This is a genomic window from Pseudomonas sp. PME37.24/025 (genome assembly GCF_055556615.1).
Map to the genome: position 1 here is coordinate 203,090 of NZ_JBVHNK010000010.1, position 16,218 is coordinate 219,307.

The 16,218-nt window shown below is 60.1% G+C and carries 15 protein-coding genes; 8 read left to right on the forward strand and 7 right to left on the reverse strand.

Going from position 1 to position 16,218, the window contains the following annotated elements:
• Window positions 1-57: 57 nt before the first annotated feature.
• From ACZ3HH_RS19395 to ACZ3HH_RS19405, 3 genes are read right to left on the reverse strand one after another with little or no spacing between them, the layout of a single operon-like run.
• The gene (locus ACZ3HH_RS19395) at window positions 58-648 is read right to left on the reverse strand and encodes an LON peptidase substrate-binding domain-containing protein (protein ID WP_052967100.1); all 591 of its coding nucleotides are present in this window, start codon (window positions 646-648) and stop codon (window positions 58-60) included.
• 10 nt (window positions 649-658) lie between these two features.
• Complete coding sequence (locus ACZ3HH_RS19400; RefSeq protein WP_465806820.1) at window positions 659-1,375, reverse strand: LrgB family protein; 717 nt, start codon at window positions 1,373-1,375, stop codon at window positions 659-661.
• Window positions 1,372-1,734 (reverse strand): CidA/LrgA family protein, encoded by a 363-nt coding sequence (locus tag ACZ3HH_RS19405; RefSeq protein ID WP_465806822.1) that lies wholly within the window; start codon window positions 1,732-1,734, stop codon window positions 1,372-1,374. The genes ACZ3HH_RS19400 and ACZ3HH_RS19405 overlap by 4 nt, the downstream gene beginning before the upstream one ends.
• A gap of 196 nt (window positions 1,735-1,930) precedes the next feature.
• Here ACZ3HH_RS19405 and ACZ3HH_RS19410 point away from each other — a divergent pair, with 196 nt between their 5' ends.
• The 3 genes from ACZ3HH_RS19410 to ACZ3HH_RS19420 all read left to right on the forward strand — a co-directional run bounded on the left by ACZ3HH_RS19410 (window position 1,931) and on the right by ACZ3HH_RS19420 (window position 4,885).
• Window positions 1,931-2,386, forward strand: a complete 456-nt coding sequence (locus ACZ3HH_RS19410) for a MaoC family dehydratase (protein WP_258617326.1) — start codon at window positions 1,931-1,933, stop codon at window positions 2,384-2,386.
• Window positions 2,387-2,500: 114 nt separating this feature from the next.
• Window positions 2,501-4,216, forward strand: a complete 1,716-nt coding sequence (locus ACZ3HH_RS19415; RefSeq protein WP_465806824.1) for a C13 family peptidase — start codon at window positions 2,501-2,503, stop codon at window positions 4,214-4,216.
• A gap of 27 nt (window positions 4,217-4,243) precedes the next feature.
• Window positions 4,244-4,885 (forward strand): oxidoreductase, encoded by a 642-nt coding sequence (locus ACZ3HH_RS19420; protein ID WP_465806826.1) that lies wholly within the window; start codon window positions 4,244-4,246, stop codon window positions 4,883-4,885.
• Window positions 4,886-5,031: 146 nt separating this feature from the next.
• Here ACZ3HH_RS19420 and ACZ3HH_RS19425 read toward each other — a convergent pair whose 3' ends face one another.
• The 4 genes from ACZ3HH_RS19425 to ACZ3HH_RS19440 all read right to left on the reverse strand — a co-directional run bounded on the left by ACZ3HH_RS19425 (window position 5,032) and on the right by ACZ3HH_RS19440 (window position 9,359).
• The gene (locus tag ACZ3HH_RS19425; protein ID WP_465806828.1) at window positions 5,032-5,316 is read right to left on the reverse strand and encodes a YceK/YidQ family lipoprotein; all 285 of its coding nucleotides are present in this window, start codon (window positions 5,314-5,316) and stop codon (window positions 5,032-5,034) included.
• Window positions 5,309-5,941 carry a flavin prenyltransferase UbiX gene (gene ubiX / locus ACZ3HH_RS19430; RefSeq protein ID WP_030129554.1) on the reverse strand — a complete coding sequence of 211 codons (633 nt, stop codon included), beginning with the start codon at window positions 5,939-5,941 and terminating at the stop codon, window positions 5,309-5,311. Before ubiX ends, ACZ3HH_RS19425 begins: the two co-directional genes overlap by 8 nt.
• Window positions 5,938-7,287: a UDP-N-acetylmuramate:L-alanyl-gamma-D-glutamyl-meso-diaminopimelate ligase gene (mpl, locus tag ACZ3HH_RS19435; protein ID WP_008009026.1), complete on the reverse strand. Its 1,350-nt coding sequence runs from the start codon at window positions 7,285-7,287 to the stop codon at window positions 5,938-5,940. The genes ubiX and mpl overlap by 4 nt, the downstream gene beginning before the upstream one ends.
• 158 nt (window positions 7,288-7,445) lie before the next feature.
• Complete coding sequence (locus tag ACZ3HH_RS19440; RefSeq protein WP_465806831.1) at window positions 7,446-9,359, reverse strand: sigma-54-dependent Fis family transcriptional regulator; 1,914 nt, start codon at window positions 9,357-9,359, stop codon at window positions 7,446-7,448.
• Window positions 9,360-9,841: 482 nt separating this feature from the next.
• Between ACZ3HH_RS19440 and exaC the strand changes: the two genes are divergently transcribed.
• The 5 genes from exaC to ACZ3HH_RS19465 all read left to right on the forward strand — a co-directional run bounded on the left by exaC (window position 9,842) and on the right by ACZ3HH_RS19465 (window position 15,993).
• On the forward strand, window positions 9,842-11,362 hold the full coding sequence (gene exaC / locus ACZ3HH_RS19445) for an acetaldehyde dehydrogenase ExaC (RefSeq protein WP_030129557.1): 1,521 nt from the start codon (window positions 9,842-9,844) through the stop codon (window positions 11,360-11,362).
• 266 nt (window positions 11,363-11,628) lie between these two features.
• A complete protein-coding gene (eat, locus tag ACZ3HH_RS19450; RefSeq protein WP_465806834.1) occupies window positions 11,629-12,999 on the forward strand; it encodes an ethanolamine permease in 1,371 nt (456 codons plus the stop codon).
• 192 nt (window positions 13,000-13,191) lie between these two features.
• On the forward strand, window positions 13,192-14,586 hold the full coding sequence (locus ACZ3HH_RS19455) for an ethanolamine ammonia-lyase subunit EutB (protein WP_465806836.1): 1,395 nt from the start codon (window positions 13,192-13,194) through the stop codon (window positions 14,584-14,586).
• 8 nt (window positions 14,587-14,594) lie between these two features.
• Window positions 14,595-15,419 (forward strand): ethanolamine ammonia-lyase subunit EutC, encoded by an 825-nt coding sequence (gene eutC / locus ACZ3HH_RS19460; protein ID WP_465806838.1) that lies wholly within the window; start codon window positions 14,595-14,597, stop codon window positions 15,417-15,419.
• A 112-nt stretch (window positions 15,420-15,531) separates the two neighbouring features.
• A complete protein-coding gene (locus tag ACZ3HH_RS19465; protein ID WP_465806840.1) occupies window positions 15,532-15,993 on the forward strand; it encodes a GNAT family N-acetyltransferase in 462 nt (153 codons plus the stop codon).
• Window positions 15,994-16,218: the final 225 nt, after the last annotated feature.

Sequence of the window (16,218 nt, forward strand, 5' to 3'; positions counted from 1 at the left end):
GGCAGCGCCTACATTAATTGGGGACAGCTGCCGCAGGCGGCGATCTTCTGGCGGACGTCAGGCAAACAACTCACCCTGCAACTCATCCAGCAACGCCTGAATCGCATCCAGCCGCTGCTGCGGATCATCAAGTTGCAGCAGGTCTATCTTGTCCACCTCGGCAAACGGCAACAGATACGCCAACTGGTTGGCCAGCGACTGTTGCCCTGTCGCTTCGGTGCCCATGCTCAGCGCTTCGACCATCGGGTGTTCCGCCAAAGCCTTGAGCAGCGCGACCAGGTCGGCGTCCTCATCCTGTAGCGGTTGCTCGGGCTCGTCTTCCAGCCACTCGACTTCGGCGACGATCAACTGGTTGCGCTGCACCTCGGTGCGCACAACGTGAAAACGCCGCCCGCCCTTCACCCGAATGCCCAGCAGGCCGTTGTCCTGCTGATGGAAATCGGTGATCAGCGCCTCGCACCCCACCCGTGCGTAACCTTCGGGGGCGATGCCAACTTCTTCACCGTCGAGAATGCACACTACGCCGAAGCCGCCGCCCTGTTTCATGCAGCGACCGATCATGTCCAGGTAGCGCGCCTCGAAGATCTGCAAGTCGAGGATGCAGTCCGGAAACAGCACCGTGTTCAGCGGAAAAAGCGGCAGACTCATAGACATTTCCTTACACCACCATCGACACCGCCAGCGGCAGGAACACCGCCGTGGCCACACCCATCAGACTCATCGCCAGCGCCGCGAAAGCGCCGCATTCTTCACTTTCCTGCATCGCCACCGCAGTGCCGACCGCGTGCGCCGTCATGCCCAGCGCCATACCGCGTGCCTCAGGACTGAGGACACCAAGCCTTGTCAAAAGGCTCGGCCCGAAGATCGCCCCGATCACCCCGGTAATCAACACGAACACCGCCGCCAGTGCCGCGACGCCACCGATCTGCTCCGCCACCAGCATGGCAATCGGCGAGGTGACCGATTTGGGCGCCATGGTCATCAGGATCATGTGTTCGGCACCGAACCACCAGCCCAGCAATACGCCCATCCCCGTGGCGACCACGCCACCTATCACCAGCGTAGTAAATATCGGCCAGAACAACTGCCGGATCCGCCGCAGGTTGAGGTACAGCGGCACCGCCAGCGCAACAGTGGCCGGCCCGAGCAAGATGCTGAGGATCTCGGTGCTCTTGCGATATTCGGCGTAGCTCAGGCCGCACCCCACCAGTACACCGATGACCAGCAACATGGAGACCAGCACCGGTTGCAGAAAGATCCAGCGGGTTTTCTCGAAGGCCGCCAGTACCAACTGATACGCACCCAGCGTCACGCCAATGCCGAACAACGGATGATGAATCACCGATGCCCAGGCGCCGTGCCAATCGAACATCATTGGCCGTCCTCGGAATGGGCATGGTGCTTGACCATGCGCTGCATCAGCACGCCGGCAAAAGCCATGGACAACAGCAACGACAACACCAATGCGCCAGTGATCGCCCAGAAATCCGCGGCAATGTCGGCGGCGTAAACCATCACCCCCACCGCCGGCGGCACCAGCAGCAATGGCAGATAACGCAACAAGCTGCTGGCCGCAAGGCTCAGCGGCTCGCCGACTTGACCGCGGATAATCAGATATCCCAGCAGCAACAACAGGCCAATGATCGGCCCCGGCAGCACCGGCAAAAACAGATGGTTGAGGGCGGTGCCGAGCAATTGAAAAAGCACCAGCCAGGTCAGGCCACGTAACAACATCCATCATCTCCCACGTGCTCTCCCCACAAAGAAGGGGCCCGACATTATAAGCACGCCAACGCTATGAATCGGCATTCGCCAAAAGCATGGATAGTTGACCGGAACAATTTGCCATGTTGATCTAAAGTGGTTCGCAAGGGAGGTCATCCCTCCGCTCGAAAAACTAATAAAACCGATGAACCCAAGGAGAGTCTCAATGCCCTATGTTCCAGTTGCGGAGCTCAAAGATTATGTCGGCAAGGAACTCGGACGTTCCCAGTGGCTCACCATCGATCAGGAACGCATCAACCTGTTCGCCGAAGCCACAGGCGATTATCAGTTCATCCATGTCGACCCGGTCAAAGCTGCGCAAACACCTTTTGGCAGCACCATTGCCCATGGTTTCTTGTCGTTGTCACTGATCCCCAAACTGATGGAAGACATTCTCATCCTGCCGGAAGGCGCGAAGATGGTGGTCAACTACGGTCTGGATAGCGTGCGTTTCATCCAGCCTGTGAAGGTCAATTCCAGGGTTCGACTCAAGGTCGACATGAACGAGGTCACCGAGAAGAAACCCGGCCAATGGCTGCTCAAGGCCACCGCCACGCTTGAAATCGAAGGGTCGGACAAACCGGCGTATATCGCCGAGCCACTGTCCCTCTGCTTCGTGTAAAGCATCCCGGATGCGAAGCAGCTCACGCTGTTTCGCGCCGTCTCTCTGCCGTGTCCCTATAAATGCGACACATAGCTGCGGCATACTCGGTCGCCTAATTGCCCGGATCCCGCTATGCGCCCACTTGCACTCCTTGCTCTGACCCTGTTGCTCACCGCTTGCGGAGACGGCGAATCGCTGTTGCCCCCCGATGCCCGCCTGCCGGACGGCGGACGTTATCGCGGTGATCTGGTCAATGGTTTGCTGCAAGGTGAAGGCCGCATCGATTACCCGAACGGCAGCTGGTACGCCGGTCAGTTCGACAAAGGCCAATGGCATGGCCAGGGCGAATGGCATGGCAGCAACGGCGAGGTCTATCGCGGACAATTCCAGCAAGGGCTGTTCGACGGCCAAGGCACGCTGACCACCAATGGCAGCAGCTATACCGGCGGTTTCAAGGCGGGTCGACGCGAGGGTGAAGGTACCCTCAAAGAAAACGCCATGACTTACCGCGGCGAATTCAAGGCCGATCAATATTCAGGGCTCGGTCGTCTGGAACTCGAAGACGGCAGCCAGTACCAGGGTCAATTCGCTCACGGCAAACCCAACGGCGAAGGCCAGCGCAGCGACGCCAGTGGCAACCAGTTCACCGGGCATTTCGCTGACGGCCAACTAGAAGGCAACGGCACCTTCAACAGCGCCGATGGCGATATCTATGTCGGCGGTTTCAAGAACAATCAACTGCACGGCAAGGGTCGCTACGAAAACGCCGATGGCGATGTCTGGCTGGGTCAGTTCAAAGAAGGCGTGCTCAGCGGCAAAGGCGAGTTGATCGGCGCCGACGGCAGTCACTATATCGGCCAGTTCAGCGACTGGCGTTTTACCGGCCAGGGCCGTTTGAACCTGGCCGATGGCAGTTTCTATGTCGGCCAGTTCGATGGCGACAATTATCAGGGCCAAGGCACTTTGGTGCTGACCGATGGCACGGTGCAAAGCGGCACCTGGGTCAATAGTCAACGCGTGCGCGACGCCGACGGCAAGCTGTTGCCCGACCCACTCGAACTCGGTTTGCTGGCTCAGGGTCGCTTGCTCGACGATGCACTGGCCAACGTCCCGGCCTCGACCCCGTCGGTCGAACTGTACACCTTGACCCTGGGCGGTGATGGCAAGCAGAGCGTGTTCCTGCGCGAGTCCGACTATGTCGCCAACATGCTCGCCAGCCGGTTCGGCGCCTTTGGCCAGATCCGCCTGGTCAATCATCGCGACCACCTGGGCGACCGGCCGATGGCCACCCGGGAAAACCTGCGCCGCGCAGCCCTGACCCTGGCAGAGCGCAGTGGCCCGGAAGACTTGCTGTTCATTTACCTGACCAGCCATGGTTCGAGCGAACACGAACTGGTGCTCGACCAGCCACGCATGGAATTGGCCGACCTGCCGGCCGACGAACTCGCCGCCGTCCTCGCGCCCCTGAAGAAGCGCGACAAGATCATTGTGATTTCGTCTTGCTATTCCGGCGGTTTCATCCCCGCCCTCAAGGACGAACGCACCCTGATCATGACCGCCTCGCGCGCCGATCGAGTGTCCTTTGGGTGTTCGGAAGAAGCCAACTTCACGTATTTCGGCGACGCGTTGTTCGCCCAGGCGCTGAACCAGACCGACGATCTGGAGCAAGCCTTCAAACTGGCCAGCGCCACCGTGGCCGAGCGTGAACTGGCCGACAGCTTCGAAGCTTCCGAGCCACAGATCTGGGCGCCGAAAACCGTTCTCAGCCACTGGCAACTGTTGCGCAAACAACAGGCACGAAAGGCACTGCAAAGTGTCTCTATCAGCAAGGATGAAAAGAGCAACTAAGCTGAACAGTATCAAGGGGGAATAATTATGTACTTGACGCCTCAGCATGTACTGCTTGCCGGAGCTACCGGTTTAACCGGTGAACATTTGCTCGACCGTCTACTCAACGAGCCAACGATTACACGCGTATTGGCCCCCTCACGCCGGCCACTGGCCGAGCATCCACACCTGGAAAACCCGGTCGGCGACCCGTCGGTGTTTTTGCCGCAATTGAACGGTCGCGTCGACATTGCCTACTGCTGCCTGGGCACCACGATCAAGCAGGCCGGCTCCGAGGAAGCGTTTCGCGCGGTGGACCTGGACATGGTCGTGGCTTTCGCCAAACGTGCTCGGGAAATGGGCGCACGGCACTTGATCGTGATCAGCGCCTTGGGGGCCGATCGCAGATCCTCGATTTTCTACAACCGGGTCAAAGGCGAGATGGAACACGCATTGCGCGCACAGAATTGGCCGCAGCTGACCATTTGCCGGCCTTCGCTGTTGTTGGGCGATCGCATCGAGCCGCGACTGGGCGAGAAGGTTGCCGGTCCGTTGTCGCGATTGATTCCGGGCAAATACCACGGCATCGAAGCCTGCCAACTGGCCCGCGCCATGTGGCGTTTGGCACTGGAAGAGCAGGATGGCGTGCGGATTGTCGAGTCGGATGAGTTGCGCAAGTTAGGTAAGTAGCCCGTCCTGTGGCGAGGGGGCTTGCCCCCGTTCGGCTGCGCAGCAGTCGTAAATCCGGAGCTTGCGGTGTATCTGGGAAATCGAGGTGGCTGGTTTTGGGGCTGCTTCGCAACCCAACGGGGGCAAGCCCCCTCGCCACAGCTCTCCTACAATCCGCCAGTCGCTTGAAAACTTACGCCAATCACCGTCAACAACGACAGCGGCAACAGCAACGTGTCGAGCAAGGCGCTGGCCGGCAAATCAATGCCCGGATAACTCGGCGCTTCTGCGCCGAATCGGTCCATGGCACAGCAACCGCCGTTCATTGCATACAAATCCAGGCGCGTTCCCGAATACACCACCGGCGCTCCAGGCTTGGCGGCATCGAGCGTGCGCGCCGTGGCGCAGCCCGCCAATTGCATTGCCAGCAGAATGATCAGCAGCTTATTCATCGCTGCTCAAATGGTGTTCACCCCAGCGCGGCAACATGTCTTGCGGAATGTTCAGCAGATTGAGAATTCGCGCCACGACGAAGTCGATCAAGTCATCGATGGTCTGGGGCTGGTGATAGAAGCCCGGCGACGCCGGCAGAATCGTCACGCCCATGTTCGACAGCTTGAGCATATTTTCCAGATGAATGCTCGAATACGGCGCCTCGCGCGGCACCAGAATCAGCTGGCGGCGCTCCTTCAAGGTCACATCGGCGGCCCGTTCGATCAAGTTGTTGCAGGCCCCGGTCGCGATAGCCGACAAGGTCCCCGTGGAACACGGCACCACTACCATCGCCGCCGGCGAGCCAGACCCCGAAGCCACCGGCGACATCCAGTCTTCCTTGCCATACACCCGAATCTGCCCGGCAGCAGCGCCGGTGTATTCAGTGAGGAAGGCCTGCATCATTTGCGGCTTGGACGGCAGAGAGACATCGGTCTCGGTGGCCATCACCAGTTGCGCGGCCTTGGAAATCAGGAAGTGCACCTCGCGGTCTTCACGCACCAGGCAGTCGAGCAGGCGCAAGCCGTACTGGGCGCCCGAAGCGCCGGTCATCGCCAGCGTGATGCGTTCCGGACCGTTGTTCATTGCAGCGCCTCGGCCAGTTTGCCGTGCAGGCCGCCGAAGCCGCCGTTGCTCATGATCACCACGTGAGTGCCGGGCTGAGCCTGGCTCTTCACGCGCTCGATGATGCCCTCCAGCGAATCGCTGACAATCGACGGCACGGTGCACAACGCGGCGGTGGCGCCCAGGTCCCAACCGAGGTTGGCTGGCGAATACCAGATCACCTGATCGGCATCGACCACGCTTTCCGGCAAGCCATCGCGGTGAGCACCAAGCTTCATGGAGTTGGAGCGCGGCTCGATGATCGCGATCAATGGCGCGTCGCCAATGCGTTTGCGCAGACCGTCGAGGGTGGTGGCGATGGCGGTCGGGTGGTGAGCGAAATCGTCGTAAATGGTGATGCCACGCACTTCCGCGACTTTCTCCATCCGGCGCTTCACGCTTTTGAACGCGCTCAGTGCGGCGATGCCCATCGATGGCACTACGCCGACATGACGTGCAGCGGCCAAGGTGGCCAAGGCGTTGGCGACGTTGTGCTGACCGGTCATGTCCCACTCGACCACGCCTTGAACGGCGCCTTCAAACATCACTTCGAATTTCGAGCCGTCTTCACTGAGTAGTTTGACTTGCCACTGGCCGCCGGCACCGGTGGTTTGCACCGGAGTCCAGCAGCCCATTTCGATCACGCGCAGCAATGCCGGCTCGGTGGTCGGATGGATCACCAGGCCTTCGCTCGGGATGGTCCGCACCAAGTGGTGGAACTGACGCTCGATGGCCGGCAGATCGGGGAAAATGTCGGCATGATCGAATTCAAGATTGTTCAGGATCGCCGTGCGCGGGCGGTAATGAACGAACTTGGAGCGTTTGTCGAAGAACGCGCTGTCGTATTCGTCGGCTTCGATCACGAAGAACGGCGTATCACCCAGACGCGCTGATACCGAGAAATTCTGCGGCACGCCGCCAATCAGGAAACCCGGGCTCATGCCCGCGTGCTCCAGGACCCAGGCGAGCATGCTGCTGGTGGTGGTTTTGCCGTGAGTGCCGGCAACCGCCAGCACCCAGCGACCTTGCAACACGTGATCGGCCAGCCATTGCGGGCCGGAGACGTATGGCAGGCCTTTGTTCAGCACGTATTCGACGGCCGGGTTGCCACGGGACATGGCATTGCCGATCACCACCAGGTCCGGAGCCGGATCGAGTTGCGCCGGGTCGTAACCTTGGGTTAACTCAATGCCCTGGGCTTGCAGCTGAGTGCTCATCGGCGGATAGACGTTGGCATCGGAGCCCGTCACGTGATGGCCCAGCTCTTTGGCCAGGACCGCCATCGAACCCATGAAAGTGCCGCAAATACCAAGAATATGAATGTGCATAGTCGACCTCGTAAAACATGGCCGCAGGTTAGCGTAGGGAGGGGAAAATCGCACCTTGTGTTTCGCCCATACTGACGCCATCGCGGGCAAGCCCGCTCCCACAAGGGCAGCGCAGACCCTGTGGGAGCGGGCTTGCCCGCGATTGGCGGCGACTCGGTTTAACGGGCGATACCGTGTTTACGCAGCTTTCTGTAGAGGGTATTGCGGCTGACGCCCAGCTGTTCAGCCGTGTGCGTCATGTGCCAGCGCTGCTGCTCGAGCACAGTCAGCAACGCCAACCGCTCGGCATCGTCCAGCGGATACTCGGACGGTTCCTCAACCGCCAACGCCGTCACCGGCCGGGCCTGGCGAATCATCGCCGGCAAATCCCCCAGCCCGATCCGCCCGCCATCACACAACGCTGCCAGGGTCCGCAGTACATTGCGCAACTGCCGCACGTTTCCCGGCCAGGCAAAATCCAGCAAGGCCTGCCGCGCCGGCCCGTCGATCAATACCGTCTCCCCGCCCGCCTCTTCGGCCAGCAAAAAGTCGAGCAACTGTGATTTGTCAGCGCGCTCACGCAGCGCCGGCAATGCGACCTCCAGCCCGTTGAGCCGGTAATACAAATCCTCGCGAAAGCTGCCGTCCTGCACCCGTTCAAGCAGATTGCGGTGAGTGGCGCTGATGATCCGCACATTGACCGATTCCGGCTCACCGCCAATCGGCACCACCTGACGGTCTTCCAGCACCCTTAATAGCCGGGTCTGCATGCTCAGCGGCATGTCACCGATTTCATCGAGGAACAACGTCCCGCCATCGGCCTGCTGCAACTTGCCACGCATGCCTTCCTTGCGGGCACCGGTGAAGCTGCCGCCGCGATAGCCGAACAGCTCACTTTCGATCAGGCTTTCGGGAATCGCCGCGCAATTCAGGGCGACGAAAGATTTTTCCGAACGTTGACTGGCCTGATGCACGGCTTTGGCGAAGGCTTCCTTGCCGGAACCGGTTTCGCCGTTGATCAGCAAGGGCACATCCCGCTCAAACACGCGCAAGGCCTTGCGGAAATCCTCCTGCAACGCGGCATCACCCAGGCAAATGCCCGACAACCGCGGACGCTCGGCAACCATCGGGCTTTGCACCATCGGCACCGGAATGCTGCGCGGCTGCCCGCGCAACACGGCAAACAGCCGCCGCCCGTCACGGGTGCGCAACGGCCAACTGGCGCTGGCACCAGGGCTCGCGCGGCCAAGCAATTCATCCAGCGAACAATCGAAAAACGCCTCCACCGGCTTGCCCAACAGCCCGCCACGAATATGCCCCAGCAAATTCAGCGCACTCTGGTTCACCGCACAGATCCGCCCTTCCCCGTCAAACGCCAGCAACCCTTCGCTGAACAGCCCGACGGATTCGGCCTGCAGGTGAAAACGCAGCAACCATTGATTGTCGAAGTAACGCAGGAAATAGCAGCTCTCGATCATCTTCGCCGACAGATTGACCAGGGCCATGGTGTGGAACTGGCTCTGACGCGACACCTCGTGACGCGCCGAAGACACGTCGAGCACCGCCAGCAGCTCGCCGTGAGGATCGAACACCGGGCTCGCCGAGCAAGTCAGGCCGGTATGACGGCCACGAAAATGTTCGTCTTGATGGATGGTCAGGGACTGACGCTCCACCAGGCAGGTGCCGATGCCGTTGGTACCTTCGCAAGCCTCGCTCCAGTCGGCGCCGAGCCAAAGGCCGGCACGCTCGAAAATCTTCCGTTCGGCAGGCGCGGTGACACAGTTGAGGATCACCCCGCGGGCGTCGGTCAGCAGCACCGCATGACCGGCACCGGAAAGTTGCTGGTGGAGGCTGGTCATTTCGTTGCCGGCGATCTGCAGCACTTGCTGCAAACGTTCGCGGCTTTCCAGCACGCGGCCATGTTCCAGCACCGTCGGCGCCATGGTCAGGGCCGGGTCGAGGTGATAGTCCTCAAGACAACGCAGCCAGGAACGGGCAATGGATGGATCGCTGCCAGGACCGTGCAGGTGGGATTTGCCTTGGGTCACGGTCAGCACTTGCTGGGCATGGCGACTCAAATGATTGTCGTGCATTTCTTATTATTCTCCCCGATAGCTGTGCTGCCCTCCATTACGAGGCTGGCACACACCTTGTGGCGAGGGAGCTTGCTCCCGCTCGAGTGCGAAGCGCTCGCCAAAAATCATGACCGGCAGACATTTTTGGGGCCGCTTCGCAGCCCAGCGGGAGCAAGCTCCCTCGCCACACAAGCCCCTCACACACAAGCCTCACTACAGAGGATTACCTGTGTGGCAATTTGAGGCCCAGCATCCTCCAGCCATCGACGCATTGCAATGCTGGCAAGACCCGCCAGTCACAGCCTGCGCCATAAACGGTACAAAGTGTCACAGGGGCTGTACCGCAAGCGTCACAAACACCGCCCATCCGTCCGACAAAAAACACGCAAGGCCTTGATTTACCTGACCTGCAAGGCGCTGGCCCGACCTTTGCTCTACGCTTAATGCAGCGCTTTAGCGCGTCCTCCCTTATAAGCACAAAAGCCAAGGAGAAACCCATCATGCGTTACGCTCACCCCGGTACTGAAGGCGCTATCGTTTCGTTCAAGAGCAAATACGGTAACTACATCGGCGGCGAGTTCGTCGCGCCTGTCAAAGGTCAGTACTTCACCAATACATCGCCGGTCAACGGCCAACCTATTGCCGAATTCCCGCGTTCCACCGCCGAAGACATCGAAAAGGCCCTGGACGCTGCCCATGCCGCCGCCGATGCCTGGGGCGCCACGTCCGCCCAGGCACGCTCGCTGGTGCTGCTGAAAATCGCCGATCGCATCGAACAGAACCTGGAAGTGCTGGCGATCACCGAATCCTGGGACAACGGCAAGGCCGTTCGCGAAACCCTCAATGCCGACATCCCGCTGGCCGCCGACCATTTCCGCTACTTCGCCGGTTGCATCCGCGCCCAGGAAGGCAGCGCCGCCGAGATCGACGGCAACACCGTGGCGTATCACATCCATGAACCGCTGGGCGTGGTCGGACAGATCATTCCGTGGAACTTCCCGATTCTGATGGCCGCCTGGAAACTCGCCCCGGCCTTGGCCGCCGGTAACTGCGTGGTCCTCAAACCGGCCGAGCAAACCCCGCTGGGCATCACCGTGCTGATGGAACTAATCGGCGACCTGTTGCCGCCCGGCGTACTCAACGTGGTGCAAGGCTTCGGCAAAGAAGCCGGGGAAGCACTGGCCACCAGCAAGCGCATCGCCAAGATCGCCTTCACCGGTTCGACCCCGGTCGGCTCGCACATCATGAAATGCGCCGCCGAAAACATCATTCCGTCCACCGTGGAGTTGGGTGGCAAGTCGCCGAACATCTTCTTCGCCGACATCATGCAAGCCGAACCGACTTTCATCGAAAAAGCCGCCGAAGGCCTGGTGCTGGCGTTCTTCAATCAGGGCGAAGTCTGCACCTGCCCTTCCCGCGCCTTGGTGCAAGAGTCGATCTACGATGAGTTCATGAAAGTCGTCATGAACAAAGTCCTGCAAATCAAACGTGGCGACCCGCTGGACACCGACACCATGGTCGGCGCCCAGGCGTCCGAGCAGCAATTCGACAAAATCCTTTCGTACCTGGAAATCGCCAAGGGCGAAGGCGCCGAACTGCTGACCGGTGGCAAGGTAGAAAAACTCGAGGGCAGCCTGGCGACCGGGTATTACATCCAGCCGACCCTGCTCAAGGGCACCAACAAAATGCGCGTGTTCCAGGAAGAAATCTTCGGCCCGGTGGTGAGCATCACCACCTTCAAGGACGAAGCCGAAGCCCTGGCCATCGCCAACGACACCGAGTTCGGCCTGGGCGCCGGCCTCTGGACCCGCGACATCAACCGCGCCTACCGCATGGGCCGCGCCATCAAGGCCGGTCGCGTGTGGACCAACTGCTACCACCTGTACCCGGCGCACGCCGCGTTCGGTGGCTACAAAAAGTCCGGCGTCGGTCGTGAAACCCACAAAATGATGCTCGACCACTATCAGCAGACCAAAAACCTGCTGGTGAGCTACGACATCAATCCGTTGGGCTTCTTCTAAAAACCGGGGGCGATACAGATAGTTCTGTATCGCCCTTCAGATGGTCATCGCGAGCAGGCTCGCTCCCACATTGGATTTGGGTCAGCCCCCAAAAGTGGATTCACCACCTAACCCTGTGGGAGCGGGCTTGCCCGCGACGGCGTCCTTAAATACACCGTAAATCATCGCCCTGCTGGTCTGGCATGGGCTTTGCGTGCCCGCATCACACATAAACGCCATACCCGAAAGTCCAACAGATCAAACAATAAAAAAGACAGAGAGGACTTATGACTTCTACTACACAGCTCAAACCCACACTCGGCACCCTGCATCTATGGGGCATTGCCGTCGGCCTGGTGATTTCCGGCGAGTACTTCGGCTGGAGTTATGGCTGGGGCACCGCAGGGACCCTGGGTTTTCTCGTCACCGCCTTGATGGTGGCGACGATGTACACCTGCTTCATCTTCAGTTTCACCGAATTGACCACCGCTATTCCCCACGCTGGCGGGCCGTTTGCCTACAGCCGTCGGGCCTTCGGTGAAAAAGGCGGACTGATCGCCGGCATTGCCACCCTGATCGAATTCGTCTTTGCGCCACCGGCCATCGCCATGGCCATCGGCGCCTACCTCAACGTGCAATACCCGGAACTGGACCCGAAGATCGCCGCTGTTGGCGCCTATTTCGTGTTCATGGGCTTGAATATCCTCGGCGTGAGCATCGCAGCCACGTTCGAACTGGTGGTCACCGTGCTGGCGGTCGCCGAGTTGCTGGTGTTCATGGGCGTGGTCGCCCCAGGCTTCAGCTTCAGCAATTTCGTACTCAATGGCTGGTCGGGTTCCAACGAATTCACCATGGCCTCGATCCCCGGCATCTTTGCGGCGATACCTTTCGCGATCTGGTTCTTCCTCGCCATTGAAGGAGCCGCCATGGCCGCCGAGGAAGCCAAGGACCCGAAACGCACAATTCCCAAGGCTTATGTCAGTGGCATTCTGACCCTGGTGTTCCTGGCCATCGGCGTCATGGTGATGGCTGGCGGCGTCGGCGACTGGCGTCAATTGTCGAACATCAACGATCCGCTGCCTCAGGCGATGAAAGCCGTGGTCGGCAATAATTCGACCTGGATGCACATGCTGGTGTGGATTGGCCTGTTTGGCCTGGTGGCGAGTTTCCACGGGATCATTCTTGGTTACTCACGACAGTTCTTCGCCCTGGCTCGCGCCGGTTACCTGCCCAAAGGGCTGGCCAAACTCTCGCGCTTCCAGACACCGCACCGGGCGATTCTGGCGGGCGGCGTGATCGGCATCGCGGCGATCTACAGCGACGGCCTGGTCAACCTGCAGGGCATGACGCTGACGGCGGCAATGATCACCATGTCGGTATTCGGCGCCATCGTGATGTACATCATCAGTATGCTGAGCCTGTTCAAGTTGCGTAAAACCGAGCCGAACCTGGAACGCACCTTCCGCGCCCCGGGTTACCCGATCGTACCGGGGATCGCGCTGTTTCTGGCCGTGGTGTGCCTGGTGGCGATGGCATGGTTCAACACCTTGATCGGGTGTGTGTTCCTCGGGTTCATGGCGGCCGGTTACCTGTATTTCCAACTGACTGCCAAGCAGCGTTTCGACGCGCCGGCGGATGCGATGCTCGAAGGCGTCTGAGTTGCACCGGCGCCGGGCTGATTCCCGGCGCCTGCCCTGATACAGCGCAAACCCTGTGGGAGCGGGCTTGCCCGCGATTGCATCACCGCGGTGCAACTGTTGAACCGAGTTGTTTGCATCGCGGGCAAGCCCGCGCCCACATTGGATGCTCAGTGTTATCAAGACTTGAGTTCATCAGGAGGACACCGTCCCATGGCCGTATTTGCCCATACCGTCGGCGCCCAGACCTACCGCTTCGACAGTCTCAAAGACGTCATGGCCAAAGCCAGCCCGGCGCGCTCCGGGGACTTTCTGGCCGGCGTTGCAGCCCTCAATGATGGCGAGCGAGTGGCTGCACAGATGGCCTTGGCTGACATCCCGCTGACTCACTTCCTGCAGGAAGTACTGATTCCTTACGAGACCGATGAAGTCACCCGGCTGATCATCGACACTCACGATAAACAGGCTTTTAAAGCGGTCAGCCACCTCACTGTCGGTGGCTTTCGCGATTGGCTGCTCAGCGACGCCGCCGACGAACAGAGCCTGCGCGCCCTCGCTCCGGGACTGACCCCGGAAATGGCCGCCGCCGTGTCAAAGATCATGCGCGTGCAGGACCTGGTGCTAGTGGCGCAGAAAATCCGCGTGGTCACGAAGTTCCGCGGCACTCTGGGCCTGCGCGGCCGGCTCTCGACACGCCTGCAACCCAATCACCCCACCGACGAGCCGGCCGGCATCGCCGCGAGCATTCTCGACGGTCTGCTGTACGGCAACGGTGATGCAATGATCGGCATCAACCCGGCCACCGACAGCATCGCTTCGATCTGCGCCATGCTGGAAATGCTTGATGCGATCATCCAGCGTTACGAAATTCCTACACAGGCCTGCGTGCTGACCCACGTCACCACCTCCATCGAGGCGGTGAATCGCGGTGTTCCGCTGGACCTGGTGTTCCAGTCGATCGCCGGCACTGAAGCGGCCAACGCCAGTTTCGGTATCAACCTCAACGTCTTGCAGGAAGGCTATGACGCCGGCTTGAGCCTGAATCGCGGCACGTTGGGCCAGAACCTGATGTATTTCGAGACAGGCCAGGGCAGCGCCTTGTCGGCCAACGCACACCACGGCATCGATCAACAGACCTGCGAAACCCGCGCCTACGCCGTGGCACGCCATTTCAAACCGTTTCTGGTGAACACCGTCGTAGGCTTCATCGGCCCGGAATACCTCTACAACGGCAAACAGATCATCCGCGCCGGCCTCGAAGACCACTTCTGCGGCAAGCTGCTGGGCGTGCCAATGGGTTGCGACATCTGTTACACCAATCACGCCGAGGCCGATCAGGACGACATGGACACCCTGCTGACCCTGCTGGGCGTGGCCGGGATCAACTTCATCATGGGCATCCCCGGCTCTGATGACATCATGCTCAATTACCAGACCACGTCGTTCCACGACGCCCTCTACGCCCGGAAAACCCTGGGCCTGAAACCGGCGCCGGAGTTTGAACAGTGGCTGGCGAACATGGGCATCTTCACCCAGGCAGACGGAAAAATTCACTTCGGCGACAACCTGCCGCCGGCCTTCCGCCAAGCCATGGCGCAACTGGGATGAGTATTGAGATGGATAAACCACCTGTCGATCCGCAAAACCCATTGCTGGAGTTGCGGCGCCTGACCCCGGCACGTATTGCCCTCGGTCGTACCGGCACCAGCATGCCGACCAGCGCGCAGCTGGATTTTCAGTACGCCCATGCGCAGGCCCGAGATGCAGTGCATCTGCCGTTCGATCACATGGGGCTCAGTTCGCAACTGGCCGAGCGTGGACGTGAGAGTTTGCTGCTGCACAGCGCCGCCACGGACCGGAACAGCTATCTGCAGCGCCCCGATTTGGGGCGCAAGTTGAGTGATGAGTCGGCGCAGACCTTGCGCGATTACGCACTGAGGCATCCTGGCGGGGTGGATTTGGCCGTTGTGGTGGCCGATGGCCTCTCGGCATTGGCCGTTCATCGCCACACCTTACCGTTTCTGACGCGCATGGAAGAACAGACAGCCGCTGAAGGCTGGTCTCTGTCGCCGGTGATTCTGGTGGAACAGGGCCGTGTAGCGGTGGCCGACGAGATCGGCGAGCTGCTGGGCGCGAAGATGGTGGTCATATTGATCGGCGAACGCCCCGGCTTGAGCTCGCCAGACAGCCTAGGGTTGTATTTCACCTATAATCCCAAAGTCGGACTGACAGATGCCTATCGCAACTGCATCTCGAATGTTCGGCTCGAAGGCTTGAGTTACGGCATGGCGGCACACCGCTTGCTGTATTTGATGCGCGAAGCCTGTCGGCGGCAGTTATCAGGGGTCAGTCTGAAGGACGAAGCCCAGGTTCAGACGCTGGAGTCGGATATTGGTGCAGATATGAAAGGTAATTTCCTACTGAGCCCGTCGGATACCTGAACCGTTTCCGCATTGCGTTTCTATTCAGGTTTCAGGCAGGATCGATGCACGGCCGCCAGGGTTTCCCGTCGCCGTCACCACGCAAGACAGCCACTTGAAGACGAGACCTACCATGCGGATTATTCAAGCGACCCTCGAACACCTCGACCTGCTGACCCCGTTGTTCGTCAAATATCGTGAGTTTTACGGTTCCCTGCCGTATCCGGACTCATCCCGGGCGTTCCTCGAGAAACGCCTGCGGCGCAAGGAATCGGTGATCTACCTGGCCCTGGCCGATGACGACAACAACAAACTGATGGGTTTTTGTCAGTTGTACCCGAGTTTTTCGTCTCTTTCGCTTAAACGCGTGTGGATCCTCAACGATATCTACGTCGCCGAAGACGCCCGCCGCCAGTTGGTGGCCGACAACCTGATCCGCACCGCGAAAAAAATGGCCAAGGAAACCAATGCCGTGCGCATGCGCGTTTCCACCAGCAGCGATAACGAAGTCGCGCAGAAAACCTACGAATCCATCGGGTTCAAGGAAGACACCGAGTTCAAGAACTACGTATTACCGATCAGTGACGGGCTGTAAGCACCTCGGAGAAGAGCTGGACTCCTGTGGCGAGGGGGCTTGCCCCCGCTGGAGTGCGAAGCGCTCCCAAAACCCGAGCACCCGGTTTGTCTGGCGAAACTCATTTGCTGATTGACGACCGCTTCGCGGCCGAACGGGGGCAAGCCCCCTCACCACAGTGGATTGTGCAAAGCCAACAGAACTGTGGTCGACCCATCGACATCCCCCGCTACAAACTCGACGCGT

What these genes read in the sequence shown, in the direction of transcription:
- ACZ3HH_RS19425 (WP_465806828.1), bottom strand. Translation starts at nt 5,316, where the DNA reads ATGAATAAGCTGCTGATCATTCTGCTGGCAATGCAATTGGCGGGCTGC.
- ACZ3HH_RS19395 (WP_052967100.1), bottom strand. Translation starts at nt 648, where the DNA reads ATGAGTCTGCCGCTTTTTCCGCTGAACACGGTGCTGTTTCCGGACTGC.
- ACZ3HH_RS19415 (WP_465806824.1), top strand. Translation starts at nt 2,501, where the DNA reads ATGCGCCCACTTGCACTCCTTGCTCTGACCCTGTTGCTCACCGCTTGC.
- exaC (WP_030129557.1), top strand. Translation starts at nt 9,842, where the DNA reads ATGCGTTACGCTCACCCCGGTACTGAAGGCGCTATCGTTTCGTTCAAG.
- eat (WP_465806834.1), top strand. Translation starts at nt 11,629, where the DNA reads ATGACTTCTACTACACAGCTCAAACCCACACTCGGCACCCTGCATCTA.
- eutC (WP_465806838.1), top strand. Translation starts at nt 14,595, where the DNA reads ATGGATAAACCACCTGTCGATCCGCAAAACCCATTGCTGGAGTTGCGG.
- ACZ3HH_RS19400 (WP_465806820.1), bottom strand. Translation starts at nt 1,375, where the DNA reads ATGATGTTCGATTGGCACGGCGCCTGGGCATCGGTGATTCATCATCCG.
- mpl (WP_008009026.1), bottom strand. Translation starts at nt 7,287, where the DNA reads ATGCACATTCATATTCTTGGTATTTGCGGCACTTTCATGGGTTCGATG.
- ACZ3HH_RS19420 (WP_465806826.1), top strand. Translation starts at nt 4,244, where the DNA reads ATGTACTTGACGCCTCAGCATGTACTGCTTGCCGGAGCTACCGGTTTA.
- ACZ3HH_RS19410 (WP_258617326.1), top strand. Translation starts at nt 1,931, where the DNA reads ATGCCCTATGTTCCAGTTGCGGAGCTCAAAGATTATGTCGGCAAGGAA.
- ubiX (WP_030129554.1), bottom strand. Translation starts at nt 5,941, where the DNA reads ATGAACAACGGTCCGGAACGCATCACGCTGGCGATGACCGGCGCTTCG.
- ACZ3HH_RS19455 (WP_465806836.1), top strand. Translation starts at nt 13,192, where the DNA reads ATGGCCGTATTTGCCCATACCGTCGGCGCCCAGACCTACCGCTTCGAC.
- ACZ3HH_RS19465 (WP_465806840.1), top strand. Translation starts at nt 15,532, where the DNA reads ATGCGGATTATTCAAGCGACCCTCGAACACCTCGACCTGCTGACCCCG.
- ACZ3HH_RS19405 (WP_465806822.1), bottom strand. Translation starts at nt 1,734, where the DNA reads ATGTTGTTACGTGGCCTGACCTGGCTGGTGCTTTTTCAATTGCTCGGC.
- ACZ3HH_RS19440 (WP_465806831.1), bottom strand. Translation starts at nt 9,359, where the DNA reads ATGCACGACAATCATTTGAGTCGCCATGCCCAGCAAGTGCTGACCGTG.